At 42.8% G+C, this 20,773-nt stretch carries 15 protein-coding genes; 11 read left to right on the top strand and 4 right to left on the bottom strand.

Features of this window, described 5'->3' with window-relative positions:
- Window positions 1-8: 8 nt before the first annotated feature.
- Entirely contained in the window at window positions 9-5,168 is a 5,160-nt protein-coding gene (locus tag LG273_RS14540; RefSeq protein ID WP_404454797.1) for an AAA family ATPase, read from the top strand.
- 64 nt (window positions 5,169-5,232) lie between these two features.
- Here the strand turns inward: LG273_RS14540 and LG273_RS14535 are convergent, their stop codons facing one another.
- Complete coding sequence (locus LG273_RS14535) at window positions 5,233-6,030, bottom strand: hypothetical protein (RefSeq protein WP_404454794.1); 798 nt, start codon at window positions 6,028-6,030, stop codon at window positions 5,233-5,235.
- 20 nt (window positions 6,031-6,050) lie between these two features.
- Window positions 6,051-7,439, bottom strand: a complete 1,389-nt coding sequence (locus LG273_RS14530) for a TcaA NTF2-like domain-containing protein (RefSeq protein WP_404454791.1) — start codon at window positions 7,437-7,439, stop codon at window positions 6,051-6,053.
- 210 nt (window positions 7,440-7,649) lie between these two features.
- On the opposite strand from LG273_RS14530, the gene LG273_RS14525 reads away from it, so the two are divergent.
- The 10 genes from LG273_RS14525 (at window position 7,650) to LG273_RS14480 (ending at window position 18,613) form a co-directional block, all read left to right on the top strand.
- On the top strand, window positions 7,650-9,071 hold the full coding sequence (locus LG273_RS14525; RefSeq protein WP_404454788.1) for a YfcC family protein: 1,422 nt from the start codon (window positions 7,650-7,652) through the stop codon (window positions 9,069-9,071).
- A 16-nt stretch (window positions 9,072-9,087) separates the two neighbouring features.
- A complete protein-coding gene (locus LG273_RS14520) occupies window positions 9,088-10,212 on the top strand; it encodes a M20 family metallopeptidase (RefSeq protein WP_404454785.1) in 1,125 nt (374 codons plus the stop codon).
- A gap of 65 nt (window positions 10,213-10,277) precedes the next feature.
- Window positions 10,278-10,433, top strand: coding sequence for a hypothetical protein (locus LG273_RS14515; protein WP_404454782.1), 156 nt, complete (start codon window positions 10,278-10,280; stop codon window positions 10,431-10,433).
- A gap of 69 nt (window positions 10,434-10,502) precedes the next feature.
- Window positions 10,503-12,410 (top strand): BglG family transcription antiterminator, encoded by a 1,908-nt coding sequence (locus LG273_RS14510; protein ID WP_404454778.1) that lies wholly within the window; start codon window positions 10,503-10,505, stop codon window positions 12,408-12,410.
- A gap of 304 nt (window positions 12,411-12,714) precedes the next feature.
- Window positions 12,715-14,025, top strand: coding sequence for a 6-phospho-beta-glucosidase (locus tag LG273_RS14505; protein WP_404459560.1), 1,311 nt, complete (start codon window positions 12,715-12,717; stop codon window positions 14,023-14,025).
- Between the two features lie 14 nt (window positions 14,026-14,039).
- Window positions 14,040-14,342 (top strand): PTS sugar transporter subunit IIB, encoded by a 303-nt coding sequence (locus LG273_RS14500; protein WP_379562701.1) that lies wholly within the window; start codon window positions 14,040-14,042, stop codon window positions 14,340-14,342.
- A 22-nt stretch (window positions 14,343-14,364) separates the two neighbouring features.
- Window positions 14,365-15,648, top strand: coding sequence for a PTS cellobiose transporter subunit IIC (celB, locus tag LG273_RS14495; protein ID WP_379562700.1), 1,284 nt, complete (start codon window positions 14,365-14,367; stop codon window positions 15,646-15,648).
- A 7-nt stretch (window positions 15,649-15,655) separates the two neighbouring features.
- Window positions 15,656-16,414, top strand: a complete 759-nt coding sequence (locus tag LG273_RS14490; RefSeq protein ID WP_404454775.1) for a carbohydrate deacetylase — start codon at window positions 15,656-15,658, stop codon at window positions 16,412-16,414.
- Window positions 16,401-16,751, top strand: coding sequence for a PTS lactose/cellobiose transporter subunit IIA (locus LG273_RS14485; protein WP_404454772.1), 351 nt, complete (start codon window positions 16,401-16,403; stop codon window positions 16,749-16,751). The genes LG273_RS14490 and LG273_RS14485 overlap by 14 nt, the downstream gene beginning before the upstream one ends.
- A gap of 20 nt (window positions 16,752-16,771) precedes the next feature.
- Window positions 16,772-18,613: an exo-beta-N-acetylmuramidase NamZ domain-containing protein gene (locus LG273_RS14480; protein WP_404454769.1), complete on the top strand. Its 1,842-nt coding sequence runs from the start codon at window positions 16,772-16,774 to the stop codon at window positions 18,611-18,613.
- 111 nt (window positions 18,614-18,724) lie between these two features.
- On the opposite strand, the gene LG273_RS14475 is transcribed toward LG273_RS14480, so the two are convergent.
- Entirely contained in the window at window positions 18,725-20,119 is a 1,395-nt protein-coding gene (locus LG273_RS14475; RefSeq protein ID WP_379562696.1) for an NAD-dependent succinate-semialdehyde dehydrogenase, read from the bottom strand.
- A 256-nt stretch (window positions 20,120-20,375) separates the two neighbouring features.
- Window positions 20,376-20,612 carry a hypothetical protein gene (locus tag LG273_RS14470; RefSeq protein WP_404454766.1) on the bottom strand — a complete coding sequence of 79 codons (237 nt, stop codon included), beginning with the start codon at window positions 20,610-20,612 and terminating at the stop codon, window positions 20,376-20,378.
- Window positions 20,613-20,773: the final 161 nt, after the last annotated feature.

The raw sequence follows: 20,773 nt of genomic DNA, 5'->3' as shown, positions 1-20,773 counted from the left end.
AGAAAGTAATGATAAAGCTACCAGGCTATCATGTGCTGCATGCAGTATTGGAGAATAATAGCTGGACCCTCTATAAAGCATTTGATTTAACCAACCAAGAAGCCGTTTCGATAAAACATAGGCCTCATAAGCTGACTAATTTCGATTATGCTGCAGCGGTGCACGATTTTCACCTATCCCAAACGTTAGATAATCAAGCTATCTTGCAAGCAAGAGTAATAGAACGGAAGGGTGGGACTGTTTATACGGTAACCGAAGCTTTTACTGGTACTAGCTTGCAGGCTGTGATGGAAAAAGGGCCCTTGCCAGTAAAAGAATTCCTTACATTAGCTGCCCGGATCGCTGCTGCTGTCGCTTCTTTACATCACGTCCATATCACCCACAAAATGCTCCACCCTGCCCATCTTTTACTAACAGAGAAAGAAGCGATCAAAGTAACTGGATTTGAACAAGCAACGTTCTTGTCAACAGAAATCCAGCAATTGAATGAAAGTCCGTACCAGCTGCGAAATAAGGTTGCCTATATGTCCCCGGAGCAAACGGGAAAAATGAACCGCCCGCTCGATTACCGGACAGACTTATACACACTTGGGGTTATATTTTATGAAATGATAACAGGAAAACTGCCATTTGAAACCTCAAGCCCTGCTGAAATGGTATATGCTCATTTGGCAAAGGTACCTACAGCACCTAAAGAGCTAGATCCAACTATCCCAGCGCCAATCTCTGACTTAATCATGTTGTTACTTGCGAAATCCCCTAGTGACCGCTATCAAAACACGTCTATTCTGCAAACAGATTTGGAGAATTGCCTCCAGGCTTGGAATCAACATGGGGAGATCCCTGATTCTACTAATCTGCGGCAAGATGATCATGCTTATAGCTACGAGCGCCCGCTAAAGCTGTATGGAAGAGAAGCAGCCATTGGTCAACTAACTGAAGGCATTGCACAGGTTAACAGAGGTAAACGTGGGATGATTTTTATTACCGGGCCCTCTGGTGCAGGAAAGACGGCACTCGTCCAGGAACTGCAAAAAACATTGGTCCGTGAACGAGGCTATATGACTACAGGGAAATTTGTGAAATTACAAAAGGAAGTCCCCTATGCTCCTATCATTCAAGCATTCCAAGGACTCATTCGGCAAATTTTATCAGAAGGACAGGAAAGGACTCAGGAGTGGAAGGAGAAATTAGAAAACGGGATTGGTTCCTATGGTGGTGTTATTGCCAATTTTATACCGGAAGTAGAATGGCTTATTGGGCCACAGGAGTCACCAGCTGATCTGACACCAGAGGGGATGCATAACCGGTTTCGCCAAGCCATTCGCCAGTTTGTCGGCGTGTTTGCAAGAGCCGATCATCCACTAATCCTTTTTATCGACGATCTCCAATGGGCAGATCAAGCCACACTAGATCTATTACAACATGTGCTCCTACATACTAACCATCTATTGCTTATTGGCGCCTTCCGAGATAATGAAGTATATGCAGGTCATCCGCTGTATGCTGTAATGAAAATGCTTAATGAGAATAACCTTCTTATCACCAAAATCCCCGTACAACCACTTGAAGGGCCTCACGTAAATAAGTGGATTAATGATGTATTAAATGGAGAGAATGCAGCTAAAACATCCATAGTGGAGCTGGTGCTTCGTATTACCAAGGGCAATCCATTCTATATCGAACAATTACTAAAATCGCTACATCGTGACCGAATCATTACCTATAAAAAAGAGCAGGGCGGTTGGGGAGTAGATGTTGAAAGACTAAAGCAATTGCCGGAAATGGATTCTATGATTTCTCTAACCTCACAAGATGTACAACGTTTGCCTCAAGACACGATTGATATGCTCCAACTGGCATCCTGTCTGGGAAATCGTTTTGACTTAAAGTTGCTTGCAACCATTTCAGGGAAGACTTTTATGGGGGTAACGGATGCGCTGTGGCCGGGGTTAGAAGAAGGGTTCATTGTTCCAGCTGACCCTAGCTATAAATGGATTTATCCAGAAGAAACAGCTTTATTCCATGATCAGCCACCTGTCTATCATTTTATACATGATAAGATGCAGCAGGCTTTTTATGACAGCATGGATGTTAAGGAAAGAGAACGCAATCATTTAAAAATTGGGCTAGAGCTTCTCCATACCTTTTCGGAAGAAGAAAGAGATATCAACATATTTTCCATTGTGAATCATTTGAACCCTAGTAAAGCACTGCTCCCAGCGCATAAATTTTCTGAATTAGCGGAGTGGAATTGGCTGGCGGGTGAAAAAGCCTTACGTAGAGCAGCGCCGGAAGCAGCGTTTCATTATTATCTAAGTGCGCTAAAGCTTTTACCGGCAAACAAGTGGAGACTAGATGCTCATCCCCTCACCTACCGCAACATGCTTGGTTTAGGGGAAGCAGCATACTTAACGAAGCAATTTGAACAGGCAGAAGAGATTTTTGATGAAATTTTGGCAAATGTAGAAGCAGTTAAGGATAAATTGCGCGTATATAATTTGAAGATCACATTGTACACCCATGTCCACCAAGTAGAAAAAGCGACTGCTGCTGGATTGGAAGGATTAAGGCTTGTAGGGTGGTCGTTTAAGGAAAACCCGACTAAGCTTGATATCGCTAAGGAATATATGTTGACGAGGGTGGCCTTATTAAAAAACAGGAAAAAAGATCTTCTAAATCTTCCCAAAGTAGAAGATGGGGACGCGCTTTATAAACTACGCACACTGATTAACACAAATGCTCCAACCTATCATGTCAATCAGAATTTGGCAACAGTGCTAATGCTTCGTGCCTTGCGTTTGTCGCTTTCATTTGGAGACATGAATATTACCGCGTTAGTTTTCAATAATTATGCGTTAACCATGAGTGCAGGGTTTAAGGATTATGATACAAGCTTTAAATTTGGAAAACTAGCTATTTCGCATGTGGAGAAATTTCAGGAAAATAGTTTAAAAGCAAGGGTATATTTTGTGTTTGGTACTTTTATTAATCATTGGAAACAGCATATCCGGTATAACCTTGATTACCTGCAGAGGTCCCAACAACTCTGTTTAGAGTCAGGTAATTTACATTTAGCAGGAGCCAGTGGCATGTTTATTTGTCTTATCCATTTTATGAGGGGGGACCGCCTTTCTGATGTAAAGCAAGTCATTGAAGGGCAGGTCCATTTCGCAAAGCAGAACGAATACCCAATTTCTACTACGTTTCTTGGTGAGCTGCAAGAATGGATGAACGTTTTGCTGAAAGAGGAAGGGGATGTTCATTATCACCATCATGTTACGGGTGATGATCCGTCTGCCACCATTATTCACCACATTGTCCGCTTGCAAATGAGTTATATACTTGACGATCAGCTAGAGGCGCATCAGATCCTGAATAAATTAGAAACCTTGGTTGGAAAGACACTTATATTAATTAATGTTCCGGACTATTTTTATTACCGGGCGTTGTGGTTTGTTCGTTTTGCAAAAGAAAACAGCCTTTCTAGAAAATCTGCAAAGGCGAAGGTAACCCCTCTCCTCAAACAGCTTAAACAATGGGCGAACCATAGCCCAACAAATTTTCAACATAAATATACTCATATTCTGGCTGAATACCAGTTTCTTTTGCAAGGTCCATCCCCTCAGGTGGATATCCTGTATGCCGAGGCTGCAGAGGGGGCTATGGAACATGGCTACATGCAGGATGCGGCGGTGATTTATCGATGCACGGCTCACTATTATAGGGAGCGAAAGTTACATAAGCTGGCAACCTCCTTTATGAGGGAGGCCTATAGTAAGTTTAAGGAGTGGGAAGCTTTTAGGGTAGCTGCCCATTTAGCAAAAACGTACCCCGATATCCTGCTATCTGAGGAGGAATCTGCGCAACTTATGGAGGTACAGCCATTAGATGTCAACATGATGATGGAGGCGACAAGCATTCTATCTCGTGAGGTTGTGCTTGCTGAACTGTTGAAGAAATGGTTACAAATAGTGATGACGCATGCAGGAGCAGAGCGGGCCTATTTCTTTTTGCAGGGCGAGGAATCTTTATCACTAGCTGCCTCAAATGAAGTGGAATCTGATCCAATCACTTATGAGCCACCAGTCCCCTTGAAGACAGGTATGGAAGTTCCTACGACAATTTTGAACTACGTGCAACGAGCAGGAGAACGTGTCGTGTTGCATGACGCAAGCAAGGATGGAGGTTACTTTGGCGGTGATGACTTTATGGCAAAACAGCAAGTTAAATCAGTACTTTGCCTGCCGATTTTACAACAGCACAGATTAATCGGGATTCTCTATTTGGATAACCGCCATACTGCCTATGTGTTTACCGAGGAAGTGACCAGGTTATTGACAACCCTCGCCTCCCAAGCTGCTATATCGATAGAAAATGCTTATTTATATGCCAAGCTCGAAACAAAGGTAACAGAACGAACCGCCCAATTGCATACGGTGAACAAACAACTGCTGCTTGCTAATGAAACGCTTGCGAAGGCTGAAGTTCTCCGTGGTAAAATGCTAGCTAACATCTCCCACGATCTTCGTTCACCTCTTGCAACTATTAACGGTTATGTGAATGCTATCCTGGACGGTATAGCCAATACACCGGAAATGCAGCGAGATTATTTACAGGTGGCCAAACGTAGATTACATTTGCTGAATCATTTAGTGGAGGACTTATTTGATCTTGCCCAATTGGAATCGGGGAATGCTAGCTTTAAAATGGAAATGTGGCCAGCAGACGAGCTGTTTAAACAGCTTTGCCCTCAATATGAACTAGAAGTAAACCGATCAGGGCTTTCATTTAGACAGGAAATGGCGTCTGGAGAACAAGAATGGCCCCTTGTAGAAGTGGATGTGAGGCGCATGGAACAGGTGCTGACCAACCTAGTTTCCAATGCTATTAAGCATGCCAATGATGGGGGAATTAACATTTCTCTATCACGAGCCCATAATGAAGTGATGATGACAGTGCGTGATAAGGGGACAGGGATTGCACCTGAAGATTTACCATATGTATTCGATCGCACCTACTCTAAAAGTGCTACAATTGGGAAAAAAGGACACGGACTAGGCCTAGCCATCAGCAAAGAAATCATCAACCACCACAACGGCAGAATTTGGGCAGAAAGTGAAATAGAAAAAGGATCAAGCTTTCATATCGCGTTGAAAGGATATTAGAAGCATTTTTGGAAAAAGGTCAAAAAAGGGGCCAGGACATAACGTCCCAGGCCCCTTTTTCCACTTATAGCACGTAATATAACAGATCTTCTACATCACTTAGAAATTCAGCCAGCATAATTCTTCCAATCACATACGAAAGAATCGTCATGACTACAACAGTTGCCAGACTAAGATAAACACGTTGCCCTTGCTTGGCAACCACGTATGCTTTTTCATAAACCATGAGTACCGGCACAAACAATAAATACAACAGTAAAGATGTCCCAAGCGTGTACATCGTTAATGAAACCGATCCTGCCAAACCGAAAAGAATAGCGAGCACGTTTAAACCTGTAAAAGGTACTGCCAAGCCTCCAATTTGAGCCAGGAATGTTTGAAAATCAATCGGATTCTTAGCGACTTTTACCATGATATAGGCACTCAGTAAAGAAATGGCCATTGTAATCGCGATAATGATGACCAGGCGAAAGTTTAATTCGAAAAACGGCAGCGTGCTCTCAGTAGAAGCAAACCCGCCCATAAACGAACGCATTAAGGAATTAGCTAAAAAATAAATGCTTAACGAAAAGGAAATCGCATAGATTAGTAATGTGATAAATCCTGATAGAAAATGATTGCGACTAGACTGAAATGCTAAGGTCGGGTTTTTTAATAAGCTAAAATAGTAGGAGCCGTAGCTTTGAAAGCCAGCTTTTACATCACTAGATGTGTTTCCTGCTGCAGTTGTAGCAGCTACCTCTACTTGGCCAGCAGTAGCTCCTGCATTACTTGCTTCTCCTGCAGGTATAACAGCAGCCCCGCAAGCACCACAAAACTTTCCTGTATCTTGTTGATGATGACATGTCGTACAAACGAGCATATTGATCCCCTCTTTTATGTTTATTCTATTTTTTCTCTCTCTGTTTCTTCATACGTTATACTGCGGATACGGTAGCCATCTTCTGTGTTGACGACGGTATAGATTTTTTCACGATCGTAATCCGTTTGTTCATTAAGATGGTTGGTGAATGTGAATTGTTCACTTGTTGTGATGCTAACCGTCTTGTCATCCACAATCGTCGCGTTTATTACTTCATTTGACGTAAATTCATAATAATAGTCCGTATCTTTCAAATCAGCAATGTACGTTCCTAACTCATCAGCCGCAGCACTGCCGGTTTCTAAATATGGCTCTACAAGACTATAATCTTGGAAGTTCACTGCATCCTCGTAGGCATCACGGAAGCTTAGGACAAGGTCACTCGCTTCTTCTTCCGGTGATACAGCTGATTCCGTTGCCATTGCTGCATAAATGGCTTGATCATCAAACCAAAATTCAAGTCCGTACCAGCTATCTGCCTGTGGGTAGAGTATTTCTGTTTTCAATAACTCGCCATTCGGTGCTTCCCATTCAGCATGAAGTTCTAAGTCGTTACCTTCTGGGATAGGGCCAAGGGTGTCGAATTCATGCAGTTTCTTGCCTGTATCCTCTCCGTTAATAAATAGATTTGCTTCCATTTGGTTTGAATAAATACTTTGTGTATAGCCTGGAAAAGACACATAAAGCTCATGTTGATCGATCGCCTCTAGCTCCAATTCTTCTTCATAAGTGAAGTCACCGAACATGTTCTTCGCTTTAGCATTCAACGTATAGCGTCCTGGATAGAGCGAAGCGATTTCCGTTGGTTCCTCAGCTTTAAGCGACTCTGTTTTCGAGCCAATCGTGACATTTGCATCCATCGAAGCTGCAACTACAAGCTCGCCTGGTACTGCTTTAAAAGTATAAGTTGTAAAAAGTCCCATCATAACGGATTCGGGTTTCACACTAAATAGCTCTGTCCCGTTATAGCTCGTTATTTTTTTCTCCAGCTTAGTTTGCTGCTGCTCTTCTGATTCCACCATATGCAAAAACTGCTCTTTCACATGTTCCCATTCTGTTTCTCTTATGTAATCGAAATAGGATTCCTCATCAAGTAATGCATCTTCCTCGAATTGAATCTGATCAAGAAACGCATCCGTTTGATTTGCCGAGATTGCTTCATCCATCGCTTGTAGCTGTTTAATCGGACTGTAATGGCTATCTAGTAATTTATACGTAATAAAGAAAGCAATACACAAAATACCGAGTGATAGAAGCGCAACTTTCGTGCGTTTTTTCATAGGCTGTCTGGGTTTACTCGCTCGTGTTGCCGCATTGCTTTCTGCTTTTTGCGAAATTTCCTTCCCACATTCCGTACAGAACCGATCATTTGATTTTAACTTTGCTCCGCATTCCTTACAAAAAGACATTGTTTTTTTACCCCCTTTCTTTAAAAAATAAGAAATCCAGCTTAGGCATATATACCTAGCATGGATAAGTATAGCAAAATTTTTGTCGAAAGGGAGAAAAAATTACGAGAACTTTTGTCTATTCTTTTTCTTTGTATTAAGGATATATAATTATTATAATTGATTATAAGTTGTTAATTTTCAAATAAATAAAAAGGGGGAGGATGAGAGATGAAGAAAGAGAAAGCAAAAGGAAGCAAGAAAAGGCGATTCGCCATGCCGGATGCATTTGTTATTTTATTTGGTTTACTGTTATTTGCGGCAATTGCTACATACATTATCCCGGCAGGATCCTTTGAACGAGAGACGACAGAAAACGACATTACTCAAGTCATTCCGGATAGCTACAGTGAAACGGAAATGAATCCTGCGTCGATTATGGATGTCTTTCTCGCTGTCCAACAAGGACTGATTGATACTTCACATTTAGTATTCATGGTGTTAATCATTGGTGGGACAGTCGCTGTTTTTGAATACACAGGAGCTGTTAATTCCGGGATTAACGCACTCATAAACCGTACCAAAGGAAGAAAGTATTTGTTGGTGATTTCGGTTATTACCCTGTTTGGTATACTGGATATGGCAGGGGTAAGCGGAAATGCGGTTATCGCTTTTATTCCGATTGGTATCATACTTGCTAAAGCACTTAAGCTAGACGCGATAACTGGAATTGCCATGATCTATTTGGGACAATATGTTGGTGTTGCAACAGGAACGTTTGACCCTGTTATAACTGGAATTGCCCAGCAAATTGCTGAATTACCTCTATTCTCAGGTGCAGCATTGCGGGGAGCGGCATTTATTGTTTTTCTAATTGTAACGATTATGTATATTTGTTTGTATGTAAAACGGATTAGTAATGACCCTACAAGGTCTATGATGGGAGTCACCCCGTTCGCCCAGTATGATGAAGAGGAGAACGATACGAACAAATTTGGTGCTTTTACACTCCGCCATAAAATTACGGTTCTTACTTTCTTTGTATTTTTAGGCATTTTCTTATTTGGTGTGTATAACCTTGATTGGTCTATTAATGAGCTTTCTGCAACCTTTCTTATGATGAGTATTGCGGTCGCGATTATTAATAAGATCACACCGAATAAACTCGTTTCAGAATTTATGGACGGGGCAAAAGGGCTTGTATATGGCGCCTTGGTAATCGGGATGGCCCAAGCTATTGTGGTTATTTTAGAAAATGGATACATCCTAGATACGATTGTTCATTATGCTTTTGATCCACTAGAAGGGCTTCCAACTTTACTCGGTGCACAGGCGATATACGTATTTAACTTACTGTTCAACCTATTGGTAACGTCCGGTAGCGGTCAGGCCGTTATTACCATGCCATTCATTGTTCCATTAGTCGATATGCTTGATATCACACGTCAGACTGGTGTGTTGGCATTTAAACTTGGGGATGGGATTACCAATATTTTCACCCCAACATCAGGTGTGTTAATGGCAGTACTGGCAGTCGGCGGCGTCCCGTGGAATAAATGGTTTCGCTTCGTATGGCCGCTTGTCCTTATTTGGGCAGCGATCGGGGCAGTCTTTATTAGCATTGCAGTTCTTATCAATTATGGACCGTTTTAATCGAAAGGAGTACAACATGGATCACATCAAAGCATATATGTTAGAAAATAAACGTAGAATTATGGAGGATATGAAATACCTCGTCGAAAGTGATTCACCTTCACATGACAAAGCATTGCTTGACGTTTGTGGGGCGAGAATCCAAGCCTTATTAGAAAATCATTTTGGTTACCAGGCAGAAGTTATAAAAGAGGAAACACATGGGAACCATTTACGTTTTGAATATGGGAAGGGATCGGAAAAGCTATTGATTTTATCTCATTTTGATACGGTTTGGGATAAAGGAGAGCTTGCGATCAAGGAAGAAGCAGGGAAAATTTATGGTCCCGGCATACTTGACATGAAAGGTGGTCTTGTACAGGCAATCTGGGCCATGAAGGCGTGTAAGGAGTTGGGACTGGAAACGAATAAACGAGTTGTCTTCTTATGCACAAGTGACGAGGAAATCGGCAGTCCAAGCTCCCAGGCTTTAATTGAAGAGGAAGCCAAAGAAAGCTTTTGTACCCTTGTAACTGAACCACCTGTTGGAGGTAGTGGTGCGTTGAAAACAGAACGCAAAGGATCTGCCCGTTACTATGTAAAAGTAACAGGGAAGGCCGCCCATTCTGGGAACCATCATGAAGAAGGGGTCAATGCAATCAAAGAAGTGGCAGAGCAAATTCTTTTCTTAGAATCACTTACGGATTATGAGAAAGGTACGACAGTAAATGTCGGTTCAGTCGAAGGCGGCGGACCACTCAATGTGGTTGCTGACGCAGCTTCCATTGGCGTTGACGTACGAATGGAAACAGAAGAAGAACAGGACAGAATCGAACATATTATGGAAGAACTGGAACCCCATACAGAGGGGGCAAAAGTGGATGTGGAAGGTGGCGTCATGCGCCCACCAATGCATAAGACCGAGCGGACGGAAAAGTTATTTGCTGAAGCGAAAAAAATAGCTGAAGATCTGAACATGGAGCTTGAAGAGGAAGCAGCCGGTGGTGGGAGTGATGGCAACTTCACCGCTGCAATGGGGATTCCGACACTTGATGGCCTTGGCGCAGCAGGGGAAGGCATACACGCCAGAAATGAACATATTATTATAGATGAAATACCTGACCGGACAGCACTGCTTTGTAAGTTAATCTGTTCGCTTTAAGGGAGGAAGATATTCCTTCCTTAACGTGGATAGGTTGAACGAGTAGTTAAGAGGAGGAGCAGGGGATGAATAAATATGATGTTGGTTGGATTGCATTTGTTGGCTGCATGTTCCTAGGTATAGGAATTGGCATGCTCTTTGACCGTATTGCAGCAGGTACAATGATTGGTATGGGAACTGGTTTTGTAATGGTTGCTTTATTTAACCGAAGAAAGAGCTAAGCTTACATATTTTACATCGCGATTGTATTTTTTACTAAAAGCAATTTTCATTAAATGGGGGATTGTTTTATGCATGCACGTCATGAAAGAATATTGCAATTACTTCTTTCGGCCAAGGAAGCTATCACAAGTCAAGAAATTTCCACAGAGCTCCAGGTAAGTTCCAAAACGGTGCGAAATGATTTAAAAGCACTTCATTCGTTATTGACTCATTACAATGTACAAATCATCTCCACGAGAGGGAAAGGGTATGAACTACGCTCCACTGATAAATCGAAGGTAGCGATGGTACTACAGGAAGAAAAATCGAACCTAGAATCTATGGAACCAGAAGATAGGGTTCATTTTTTAATCGAAAAATTGCTCATGCAGACAACCTATATAAAGCTTGAAGAACTGGCTGATGAACTGTTCGTCAGCCGGTCTAGCCTTCAGGGCGATTTGCGTCAGGTTCGAAAAATTCTACAAGACTACCAGCTCACCTTAGAGCAAAAGCCCAACTATGGCATTAAAGTGGTTGGCGATGAGATGCAGATCCGTTTCTGTATTGCGGCATGGCTATACCAGCAAAAACCCTCTATTTTAAGGGAGTCAGTAGATCAGTCAATCTTACCCCAAGCTGAAATGCAGATTATAAGAAATAGCATTCTATCCAATTTGCGTAAATTTCATATTCTTATTTCAGATATTAGCCTACATAATTTAATTACCCATGTTGCTATTGCGATTAGGCGCCTACAGGAAAACCAAGCAATTCAGTCCCAATTGGATGATGAAGATTTGCATGAAGAAAAAGCGTATAAGGTTGCCCGCGTAATTTTGCAAGATATAGCGAATGCTTTATCGATATCTTTTCCTAAAACGGAAGTGGCTTATTTGGCCATGCACTTATTAGGAACACGACTTAATTCTGCTGAAGAAAAGACGAATGACCTACTATATAGAATGGACGCTACTGTCATTGAATTGGTCGGAAAAATGGTAGAGAGAATCGATTTCCACTATGGAATTGATTTAAAGACAGACAAGGAGTTACATGTAGCGCTTGCCTTGCACCTTAAACCTGCAATGAATCGTTACTACTATCAGATGAATAGCCGTAATCCTATGCTTGATGAGATAAAAAGGAATTATCCACTTTCCTTTGAAGCAGCACTTATTGGAAGTGATGTATTGGTGGAGGAGCAGGGGATAAAATTGGCAGAAGATGAAATCGCATACCTTGCCTTACACATAGAAGTAGCTCAAGAACGTAGGAAACAGGCTGCTTCCCGCAAAGAAACATGTTTGATTGTTTGTGCTTCTGGAATGGGGAGTGCACAGCTTTTAAAATTTAAATTGAGGGATCTTATCGGGGAAGATGTGGAAATAGCTGGTACCACAGAAATGTACAACCTAAAATACAAATCGCTCGATGGAGTAGACTTTATCATTTCGACAATTCCATTAGGCTGGGACCCAGGCATACCAGTCATTCAAGTGAGTACAATTTTAGGGAAAACAGATATCTTTACCATTGAGGGTGCAATTAAAAGAAGAAATCAAGGTATGGAAAAATATTTTTTGAAAGCGTTTTCCTATTTTCGGGAAGAGTTTTCGTGTCCAAGTGCTATCTTAAGGTTTCTGTGTGAAGAACTAAAGCAAAGTGGAATGGTTGATGAGCGATATTTTCATTCCGTTTTAAAGCGAGAGGAGTACGCTTCAACAAGTTTTGGAAACTTGGTTGCAATCCCTCATCCCTTGGAGCCAATGTCTACAGGGACCTTCCTATCTATCATGACGTTAAGTAAACCAATTGTGTGGGGAGATAAACCGGTACAATTAATTTTCTTACTAAACGCCAGTAAGAATAGGAAGCAAGAGCTCAGGCCAATGTTTGAGGCATTGGGTAACCTGCTAGATGATAAAGACTTGATTAGAAGAGTAATAGCGTGTAGGAACTTTGCAGAGTTTAAGGAAGTGTTGGGCAGCAGGTGACCTAAAGAGGTATTGCTAATCCTGCTCCCTTCCACGAAAGCTGACATGCTTCCCGCATTCTTGAAGTGGGGTTTTCCCACCAGTTAATGCGGGACAAATAGTTACTTATCAACGCTACTTCTACTCTCATTAGCAGATGCACTACCCGAAACCATTTTATTTTTAAGGCAAGGGCAGTGCTTATTTGTATAGTGCCTCATTACCAACTACCTTTTTACCGTTGACAATGGAAAAAGAATATATGCAAGTGCTTCATTTATCAGAATATAATAAATACAACCTGTTAAAAGAAAGGAGTGAATCGATGGAATCTATCAAAATAGCAGTAATTGGTGGGGGTTCCTCCTATACACCAGAGCTGGTAGAAGGGTTACTTGCAGAAGCAGAAACTCTCCCAGTAAAGGAGATATGGCTGGTAGATATTCCAGAGGGTGATCGGAAACTGCAGATTATGGCGGCCTTAACCAAACGCATGGTGGAAAAGTCAGGGCAGGATATTCGGATTGTCGCCACGTTGGATAGAAGGGCAGCAATAAAGGATGCATCGTATGTCATCACACAAATACGGGTTGGACAATTAGCCATGCGCCGACATGATGAATACATCTCCATTAAACATGGGGTGATCGGTCAGGAAACCACAGGGGCAGGAGGTTTTATGAAAGCCCTCCGAACCATCCCTGTCATCTTGAGTATTTGCAAGGATATCGAAGAGCTTGCCCCAGATGCCTGGCTCTTAAATTTTACAAATCCAGCAGGCATTGTTACAGAAGCGGTGTTAAAACATTCAATGGTCAAAGTGGTTGGTCTTTGTAATAATCCCTTTAATTATTATAAAAGGTTCGCCAAAACGTATGATGTACCAGTCGATGACGTGCGCATCAACTTTATCGGAATCAATCACCTCATATGGATTACAGATTTGTATGTAAAAGGGCAGTCGCATCTGAACGATATTTTGACAGGGAAATCGTCCATTTATGAGGCGGCCAATATACCTGACTTTGGCTGGGATCTGGACTTTTTGCAGTCCCTTGGAGCCATTCCTTGTGGCTATCACAAGTATTACTACCAGACAGATACGATTTTGGAACAACAGCAGTTGGAGCTTGAACGCAATGAGACAAGGGCAGATCAAGTGAAAAAAGTAGAACAGGAGCTTTTTGAACTCTATCAAAATCCATCGTTAAATGAAAAGCCAAAAGCATTAGAACAACGAGGTGGAGCTTATTATTCTGAGGCAGCTGTCCAACTGATCCGGGATATTCATTTAAATGCACAACGGGTTCATACGGTAAATGTCCGCAACAATGGGGCGATTTCCTGCCTGCCAAATGATGTTTGTGTGGAAGTGAATTGCGTTGTGGAAAGCCATCAAATCACACCTATACAAACAACAGAGCCGCCCCCACAAATCCGTGGACTTCTGCAAGTGGTAAAAGCATATGAAGAATTGACGGTGGAAGCTGCTGTGACAGGGGATGAGGGGATCGCCCTTCAAGCACTCACCCTTCATCCGCTTATCCCTTCAGCTGAGAAGGCAAAGGAAATTCTAGCGGACATGCTGGCCGTAAACGAACCGTACCTTAACTGGAAAACACTGTCGATCCAATAATGGGAGGTGAACACATGAAAATCACACTGCTATGTGCACTGGGAATGAGTACAAGTCTACTCGTGAAAAAAATGAATCAGGAAGCTGCGAATCAATCGATTGATGCGGTCATTGAGGCACATTCCGTAGATGATATCGAAAAGCAGTTAGCAACAGCAGATGTGCTATTACTAGGACCACAAATACGCTACAAGAAGAACGCGTTATTTAAGCAAGCTGAGGAAGCGGGGGTCCCGATTGCGATTATTGATATGAAGGCATATGGCACACTAGATGGGAAGAAAGTGCTGGAGCAAGCATTAGCATTACAAAAATAAAGTAACAAAGGGGAGAAGGTCAATGAAGGGGTTTCAAGCATTTATGGAACGTTATTTCATGCCTGTAGCTGGAAGGATGGCGGAGCAGCGCCACTTGAAAGCAATTCGAGATGGGATTATTTCCGTTATGCCGTTATTGATCATTGGAAGTATTTTTTTAATCATTTCTTCACCACCATACAAACCATGGCAAGAATTTATGGCACCTTTTGCAGCGACGCTTAGTATTCCGGTGGATGCTACGTTTGGTTTGCTTGGTCTTATCGCTGTTTTTGCCATCGCGTATAGCTTAGCCAAAAGCTACGGCATGGATGGACTGTCGGCAGGGGTATTAAGTACGGCAGCATTCTTTGTGGCAACACCGCTGACTGAAGAAGGAAACATTCCTCTTAATTTAATGGGAAGCGAAGGACTGTTTATCGCCATCTTATTAGCAATTTTCACCGTAGAAGTTTTTCGATTCTTTGAACAGCGAAATATTGTCATTCGCATGCCAGACAGTGTACCACCTTCTGTGTGGCGAGCATTTACGGCATTAATTCCTGGATTCGTAATTATTACCCTGGTATGGGGTGTCGACCTTTTACTTCGTTCAACTTGGGATTTATCGCTACACGGTATCGTGGGAGCGGTGCTTCGTGAGCCATTGCAAATGCTTGGCAGCAGCTTCTGGGGCGCGATGATTGCCATTTTACTTATTCATTTACTTTGGTCGTTTGGGATTCATGGTATTTCCGTTGTAGCAAGTGTGATGGCACCAATTTGGTATAGTCTGACAGATGAAAACATTGCAGCACAGCGAGCAGGAGAAGAACTGCCACATATCGTAGGGCAGCCTTATATGGCGATTTGGTGGGCAGTCGGCGGCTCGGGGATGGCGCTGGCACTTACCCTGTTGTTTCTGTTTTTAGCAAAATCCAAGCACTTAAAAGGGCTCGGTCGAGGGTCGATTGGAGCGAGTATTTTTAATATTAGTGAGCCAGTCATCTTTGGCGCACCTGTCGTAATGAACCCATTATTAATTATTCCGTTTATTTTAGCACCACTTGCCGTCGGGATCATCACGTATTTCTCTATGTCGATTGGTTTAGTAGGGAAGCCATATGTGATTGTGCCATGGACGACGCCACCACCACTATCAGGTATTTTTACAACCGGTGATTGGCGAGGAGGCGTTCTGATGCTCGTGAATATCGCGGTTGCCATGTTTATCTATTTCCCATTCTTTAAAATGTATGATAAACAGCTTCTGGCAGAAGAAAAGCAGCATGAAGCAGTAGCAGCGTCTAAGGAAGAGGAGGTCTAACACGCACATGAAGCGAGCCAAAAAGCAAGTCATCATCAATGCCGACGATTACGGGATGACACCAGGTGTGACAGCGGGCATACTTTATGCTCATCAATTCGGCCTTGTAACTAGCACCACGGCCATGGTCAACACGCCTTTTTCCAAAGAAGCTCTTGAACTTGCACGCCACCACCCAAATTTAGGTATCGGTTTACATTTTGTGCTGGATGCTGGGCGACCAGTGTCTGGCGCTGTTCCGAGCTTAGTAGATAAGGAAGGGGCCTTTTTAAAAGGGGAGGACTTAAAAAACACAGCTAAAAAAGAGGACATCAAAGCCGAATTAATTGCCCAGCTTGAATTGCTTTTACAATGGCATCCACCTGTTACACATATAGACAGCCATCATCACCAGCATTTGCATATTCCTCAAGCGCTTGAGGCGGTTCTTGAAGTAGCTGAAGCTTATCAATTACCAGTCCGATCCTTCTCTGAAACAAGGTGGGAAAATATCTCAGGACCGGATTACTTATGCCATGACTTTTACGGGGAAGAAAATGTGCAGTTTTCATTTTTGCAAGACGTGCTTACCTCGACGAAAGAAGGGGTGACGGAAATCATGTGTCATCCGGCGTTTTTGGACACATGGCTGCTAGAAAGAAGCAGTTATACAGACGTAAGGATGAAGGAGCTTGCCCTTTTAACAGATGAAAATATGAAACGCCTTCTTCAGGCCGAATCAATTGAGCTGATCCATTTTGGAGGAATAGCAGATGAACGTAGATAATTTATCCATGCAAATCATCTTGCATGCAGGCAACGCCAAGGGAATCTTACACAAAACCTTAGAAGAAGGGAGAGCAGGTAATTTCGCCAGCACAGAAGACATGTTAAAAGAAGCCTCCGAGGAATTATTAAAAGCACATAAAGTACAAACATCCTTTATCCAGGAGGAAGCACAGGAAAGGCTTGGCGTATTGCCAGTGATTCTCGTGCATGCACAAGACCATCTAATGACGGTGATGTCCGAACAAACCCTGATAACCGAAATGATTCACTTGTATAAAAGACAGCATGAGCTCGAACAAAAAGTGGAGCAATGGCTAAAGCCAACGGATGACTAGCTTACCTGAGGAGGGATTGGATGAAACGACGTTTTATGCTCGTGCTTTGTTTTATGTTAGTCGTAAGTCTTTTCACAGCTGGGAGTAACGATGGTGTGGAAGCAAAGCAAAAGCAGAAGAAAAAGGCTAACGTAAAGCCCGGGGTAGAGGTGTTAATAGAAGATCATTTAGATTGGCTTGAAGGAAAGCGGGTCGGGCTGATCACAAACCCGACCGGCGTGGACCGGGAACTGAACAGTACCATTGATTTACTGTATGAGCATCCTGACGTTAATTTGACCGCTTTATTTGGTGCGGAGCATGGAATAAGAGGAGACCAGGAGGCTGGCGAGTATGTAGAATCTTATATTGACGAGGAAACCGGACTGCCTGTTTACAGCCTGTATGGTTCGACTTGGAAGCCAACAGAGGAAATGCTAGAAGAAGTGGATGTACTTTTATTCGATATCCAAGACATTGGCTCCAACGTCTACACATACATTTACACATTAGGATTTGCTATGGAAGCAGCAGGGGAGATGGATAAAGAAGTAATTGTACTGGACCGACCAAATCCGATCGGCGGGGAGCGTGTAGAAGGACCACTCCGTTCAGAGGATGCTGTGAGTTTTATGGGAAGATTTCTCCTGCCTGTACGTCACGGGATGACACCAGGCGAGCTGGCAACCATGTGGAACCATGAATATAGCATGGGAGTTAATTTAAAGGTGGCAAAAATGAAGGGCTGGAAACGGGACATGCATTTTGAAGATACGGGTCTTCCATGGGTGCAGCCATCGCCAAATATTCCCACACAGGAATCAGCCTATCTATATGCTGGCACAGAGCTTGTTGATGATACCACACTTTCAACAGGACTTGGGACCACAAAGCCATTTGAACAAGTAGGGGCCCCGTGGATTGATGCAGAAGCACTTGCGGAGGAGATGAAAAGCCGTGATCTTGCCGGCGTAAATTTCCGGCCAGCGTATTACACCCCCATGTTTGGGAAGTATCAAGGGGAGCGAGTAGCGGGGGTCCAGGTGCATATCGAGGATCCTTCCGCTATCAATCTAGTAGCCTTAGGCTTGCATTTAGTGGATGCAATGCGAGACCAGAATCCTGAGGAATTTGATATGACAGAAAGCTATACAAACTTAATCGGCAGTACAGAGGTACCTGGGATGATTCTGGATAACCAACCAGTTTCCGAGATTATGCAATCATGGGAGGACGAACAACAGCGTTGGGTAAAAGAGGTACGTAACAATTATTTACTATATGGCCCATATCCAAAAGGGGCTAAACCTTATAAAGGTCAACCAGTGCTCGGTATCTTCCCGCTGGATTTATCTGCAGCACCAGGAGAATCAGTTGATTTAACGGTAAAAGGCTATACGAAAAATGGAGAGAGAATGCAGATCTCAGAAGAAGCGGTGTTGTGGGAAGTTGAGGGAATCTCCGGTCATGTAGAGGAGGGTACTTTTACCGCAGAAGAAAATGGAACGGGAACATTATACGCAACGTATGAGGAACTTACAGCCGAACGCCAAGCTGTTATTTCTACACCAGCTTTAGAAAACATCCGATATGGGATTCATTCCAGCTATTCCCGCATCGTGCTTGATCTCAATAAAACGACAACGAATTATGAACTGGAAAGAGAAACGGACCGCCTATTCATTAACATACCTTATGGTGCCATACAAGGAGAATTAGATCCTGAGGGCGGAACTATCCAAGTAAGTAACAGTCCCGTTATTTCTGAGATAGATTACTATCAGCAAGATGATAATATAGTAGTAGCTTTACATGTCGATGAAGCAGTGGAGTACGAAACGCCAGCCTTTTCGTCACGAATCGTTCTCGATTTACAGCATTAAAAGACCCAAGCCTGGGCTGATTGTAGTAGCCTAGGCTTGGGTTTGTTTTTTTATCATATGGTAAAACAGTTTTAATGAGGAAGTTGACGATTCACCAACCCCTACCAACTCTTATTCAAAATCACCAATCGAAATATACTTCGTTTCTAAATATGGCTCGATTCCTTCAAGTCCACCTTCACGTCCAAGTCCACTTTCCTTTAAGCCACCAAATGGCGCGTGTGCAGCAGACGGGCCACCATCATTCCAGCCCAGAATACCATATTCAAGCTGTTCACTTAAATAGGTGCCTGTTTTATAATTGTTCGTAAAGTAATAGGCTGCGAGACCAAATGGTGTGTCATTGGCAATCTCGATCGCTTCATCAATCTCTTTGAAGCTCGTAATAGGAGCGACCGGGCCAAACGTTTCTTCATGCATGATATCCATATCGGTTGTCACGTTTTTTAGAACAGTGGGATGGACAAAGAAGTAGCCTTTTTCCTGGTCTGCATCATAGGCATCACCAAGCAGGACCTCGGCACCCTTTTGCTTCGCATCTTTGACATGAGCGACAATTTTATCATAGCCATCTTCGTTAATCACTGGACCGATAGCAACATCGTCCTCTAGACCATTGCCGACTTTCAGCTTGCTTGTTTCTTCTACCAGTTTTTCTGCAAATGCATCGACTACATCTTCATGGACAAGGATGCGGTTGGCGCTCACACAGGTTTGGCCTGCATTACGGAATTTGGTCGCAACGGTTTGCTTTGCTGCCAGGTCTAGGTCTGCATCTTTTGCCACAATCAGTGGTGCATGTCCACCAAGCTCCATTGTCGCATTTTTCACCGTGCTGGCGCTTCCCTCAATGAGCTTTTTGCCGACAGAAGTAGAGCCAGTGAACGTAATCTTGCGTACATATTCACTTTCGGTAAATAGCTTCCCAATGTCACTTCCTGAGCCTGTGACATACTGGATCACGTCTTCCGGAATGCCGGCCTCATGTGCCAGTTCAATGACTTTAATACCAGAAAGCGGTGTTTCCGATGCTGGTTTTACGACAAAGGTACAGCCTGCTGCCAAGGCAGGTGCGGCTTTTCGGGTCATCATAGCTGCAGGGAAGTTCCATGGCGTGATAGCCGCTACTAATCCGACAGGCTCTTTTTGCACAATGATTCGTTTCGACTCTGTATGAGCAGGGATTGTCCTGCCGTATACACGTTTTGCTTCTTCTGCATACCATTCAATGAAGCTTGCTGCATAGGCAACCTCTCCCTGTGATTCCTTCAAGGGTTTTCCATTTTCTAATGTCATGAGCTCTGCAATTTCTTGTTGGTTTTCATGTAATTTCGTGGCCCACGCCTGGAGAAGACGGGCGCGTTCATGCGCATTCACTTTTTTCCAGGAAGAAAAGCTCTCCTTACCTTTACGAAGTGTTTCGGTTACTTCCTCTTCGGTAAATTTATTAATTTCTTTTATGAGTTCTCCTGTTGCGGGGTTCATTACACGTATAGTATCTGCCAACTAAATTCACTCCTTTAAAAATAGTCACATCCTTTTAATTCCCTGTTCCTGCAAAATAAAAACAAAAGCAGCCCCTTTTGACCAGGACTGCTTACCGTAATTTATCCCGCCTTAACTGGCAGTAAGACCCCCACTTCAAGAATGCGGGAAACAATCATGCATTTTAAGTGGGGGGTCAACTGCCAGTAAAGGTCCGATTCGTTTAACTAACATTTGGTGGGGGAGGAAGTAGACCCCCACCAAATGAAGTTTCACTTTATAGCACGCCACTATCCATCATATCAACTACTTCATCAATGGAAAATTCTTTGCCTTCTAATATATTTTTCTTCTTTTCTTCGATAGGGGAGGATTGATTTGTCATCTCTAAAGGCCGTTCCGTTTCCTGCACAAGCGAAATGGTATAGACTTTCCCCTCCATTTGGAAAAGTGCATTATCTTTCTCAATAATCGTTTGTAAAAATTTTTCTTCTTTCTCGTTTAACCGCTTCACTTCATGCTCCTCCCCTCAGAAATGGTTAGTTATATTGTTTAATGTATACCCCTGTTCTGAACACTTAAAACCTCTTTTTAATAAATTTCGTAAAAAGTTTTTATTTTTGGGTGATACATAGCAAATTTTCTTGGAAAAAAGGCAGGTCACATTTTTCTTTC

Origin of the sequence: Oceanobacillus kapialis, from assembly GCF_044790185.1 — a bacterium.
Taxonomy (GTDB): domain Bacteria; phylum Bacillota; class Bacilli; order Bacillales; family Amphibacillaceae; genus Oceanobacillus_B; species Oceanobacillus_B kapialis.
Note: the sequence above shows the minus strand (reverse complement) of the source record. Positions and strands in the feature narration are given on the sequence as shown.

Bases quoted from the DNA above. Each gene is read 5' to 3' on its own strand.
- LG273_RS14540 (WP_404454797.1), top strand. From the start codon at position 9: ATGATAAAGCTACCAGGCTATCATGTGCTGCATGCAGTATTGGAGAAT.
- LG273_RS14535 (WP_404454794.1), bottom strand. From the start codon at position 6,030: ATGCTCGTTTGTACGACATGTCATCATCAACAAGATACAGGAAAGTTT.
- LG273_RS14530 (WP_404454791.1), bottom strand. From the start codon at position 7,439: ATGTCTTTTTGTAAGGAATGCGGAGCAAAGTTAAAATCAAATGATCGG.
- LG273_RS14525 (WP_404454788.1), top strand. From the start codon at position 7,650: ATGAAGAAAGAGAAAGCAAAAGGAAGCAAGAAAAGGCGATTCGCCATG.
- LG273_RS14520 (WP_404454785.1), top strand. From the start codon at position 9,088: ATGGATCACATCAAAGCATATATGTTAGAAAATAAACGTAGAATTATG.
- LG273_RS14515 (WP_404454782.1), top strand. From the start codon at position 10,278: ATGAATAAATATGATGTTGGTTGGATTGCATTTGTTGGCTGCATGTTC.
- LG273_RS14510 (WP_404454778.1), top strand. From the start codon at position 10,503: ATGCATGCACGTCATGAAAGAATATTGCAATTACTTCTTTCGGCCAAG.
- LG273_RS14505 (WP_404459560.1), top strand. From the start codon at position 12,715: ATGGAATCTATCAAAATAGCAGTAATTGGTGGGGGTTCCTCCTATACA.
- LG273_RS14500 (WP_379562701.1), top strand. From the start codon at position 14,040: ATGAAAATCACACTGCTATGTGCACTGGGAATGAGTACAAGTCTACTC.
- celB (WP_379562700.1), top strand. From the start codon at position 14,365: ATGAAGGGGTTTCAAGCATTTATGGAACGTTATTTCATGCCTGTAGCT.
- LG273_RS14490 (WP_404454775.1), top strand. From the start codon at position 15,656: ATGAAGCGAGCCAAAAAGCAAGTCATCATCAATGCCGACGATTACGGG.
- LG273_RS14485 (WP_404454772.1), top strand. From the start codon at position 16,401: ATGAACGTAGATAATTTATCCATGCAAATCATCTTGCATGCAGGCAAC.
- LG273_RS14480 (WP_404454769.1), top strand. From the start codon at position 16,772: ATGAAACGACGTTTTATGCTCGTGCTTTGTTTTATGTTAGTCGTAAGT.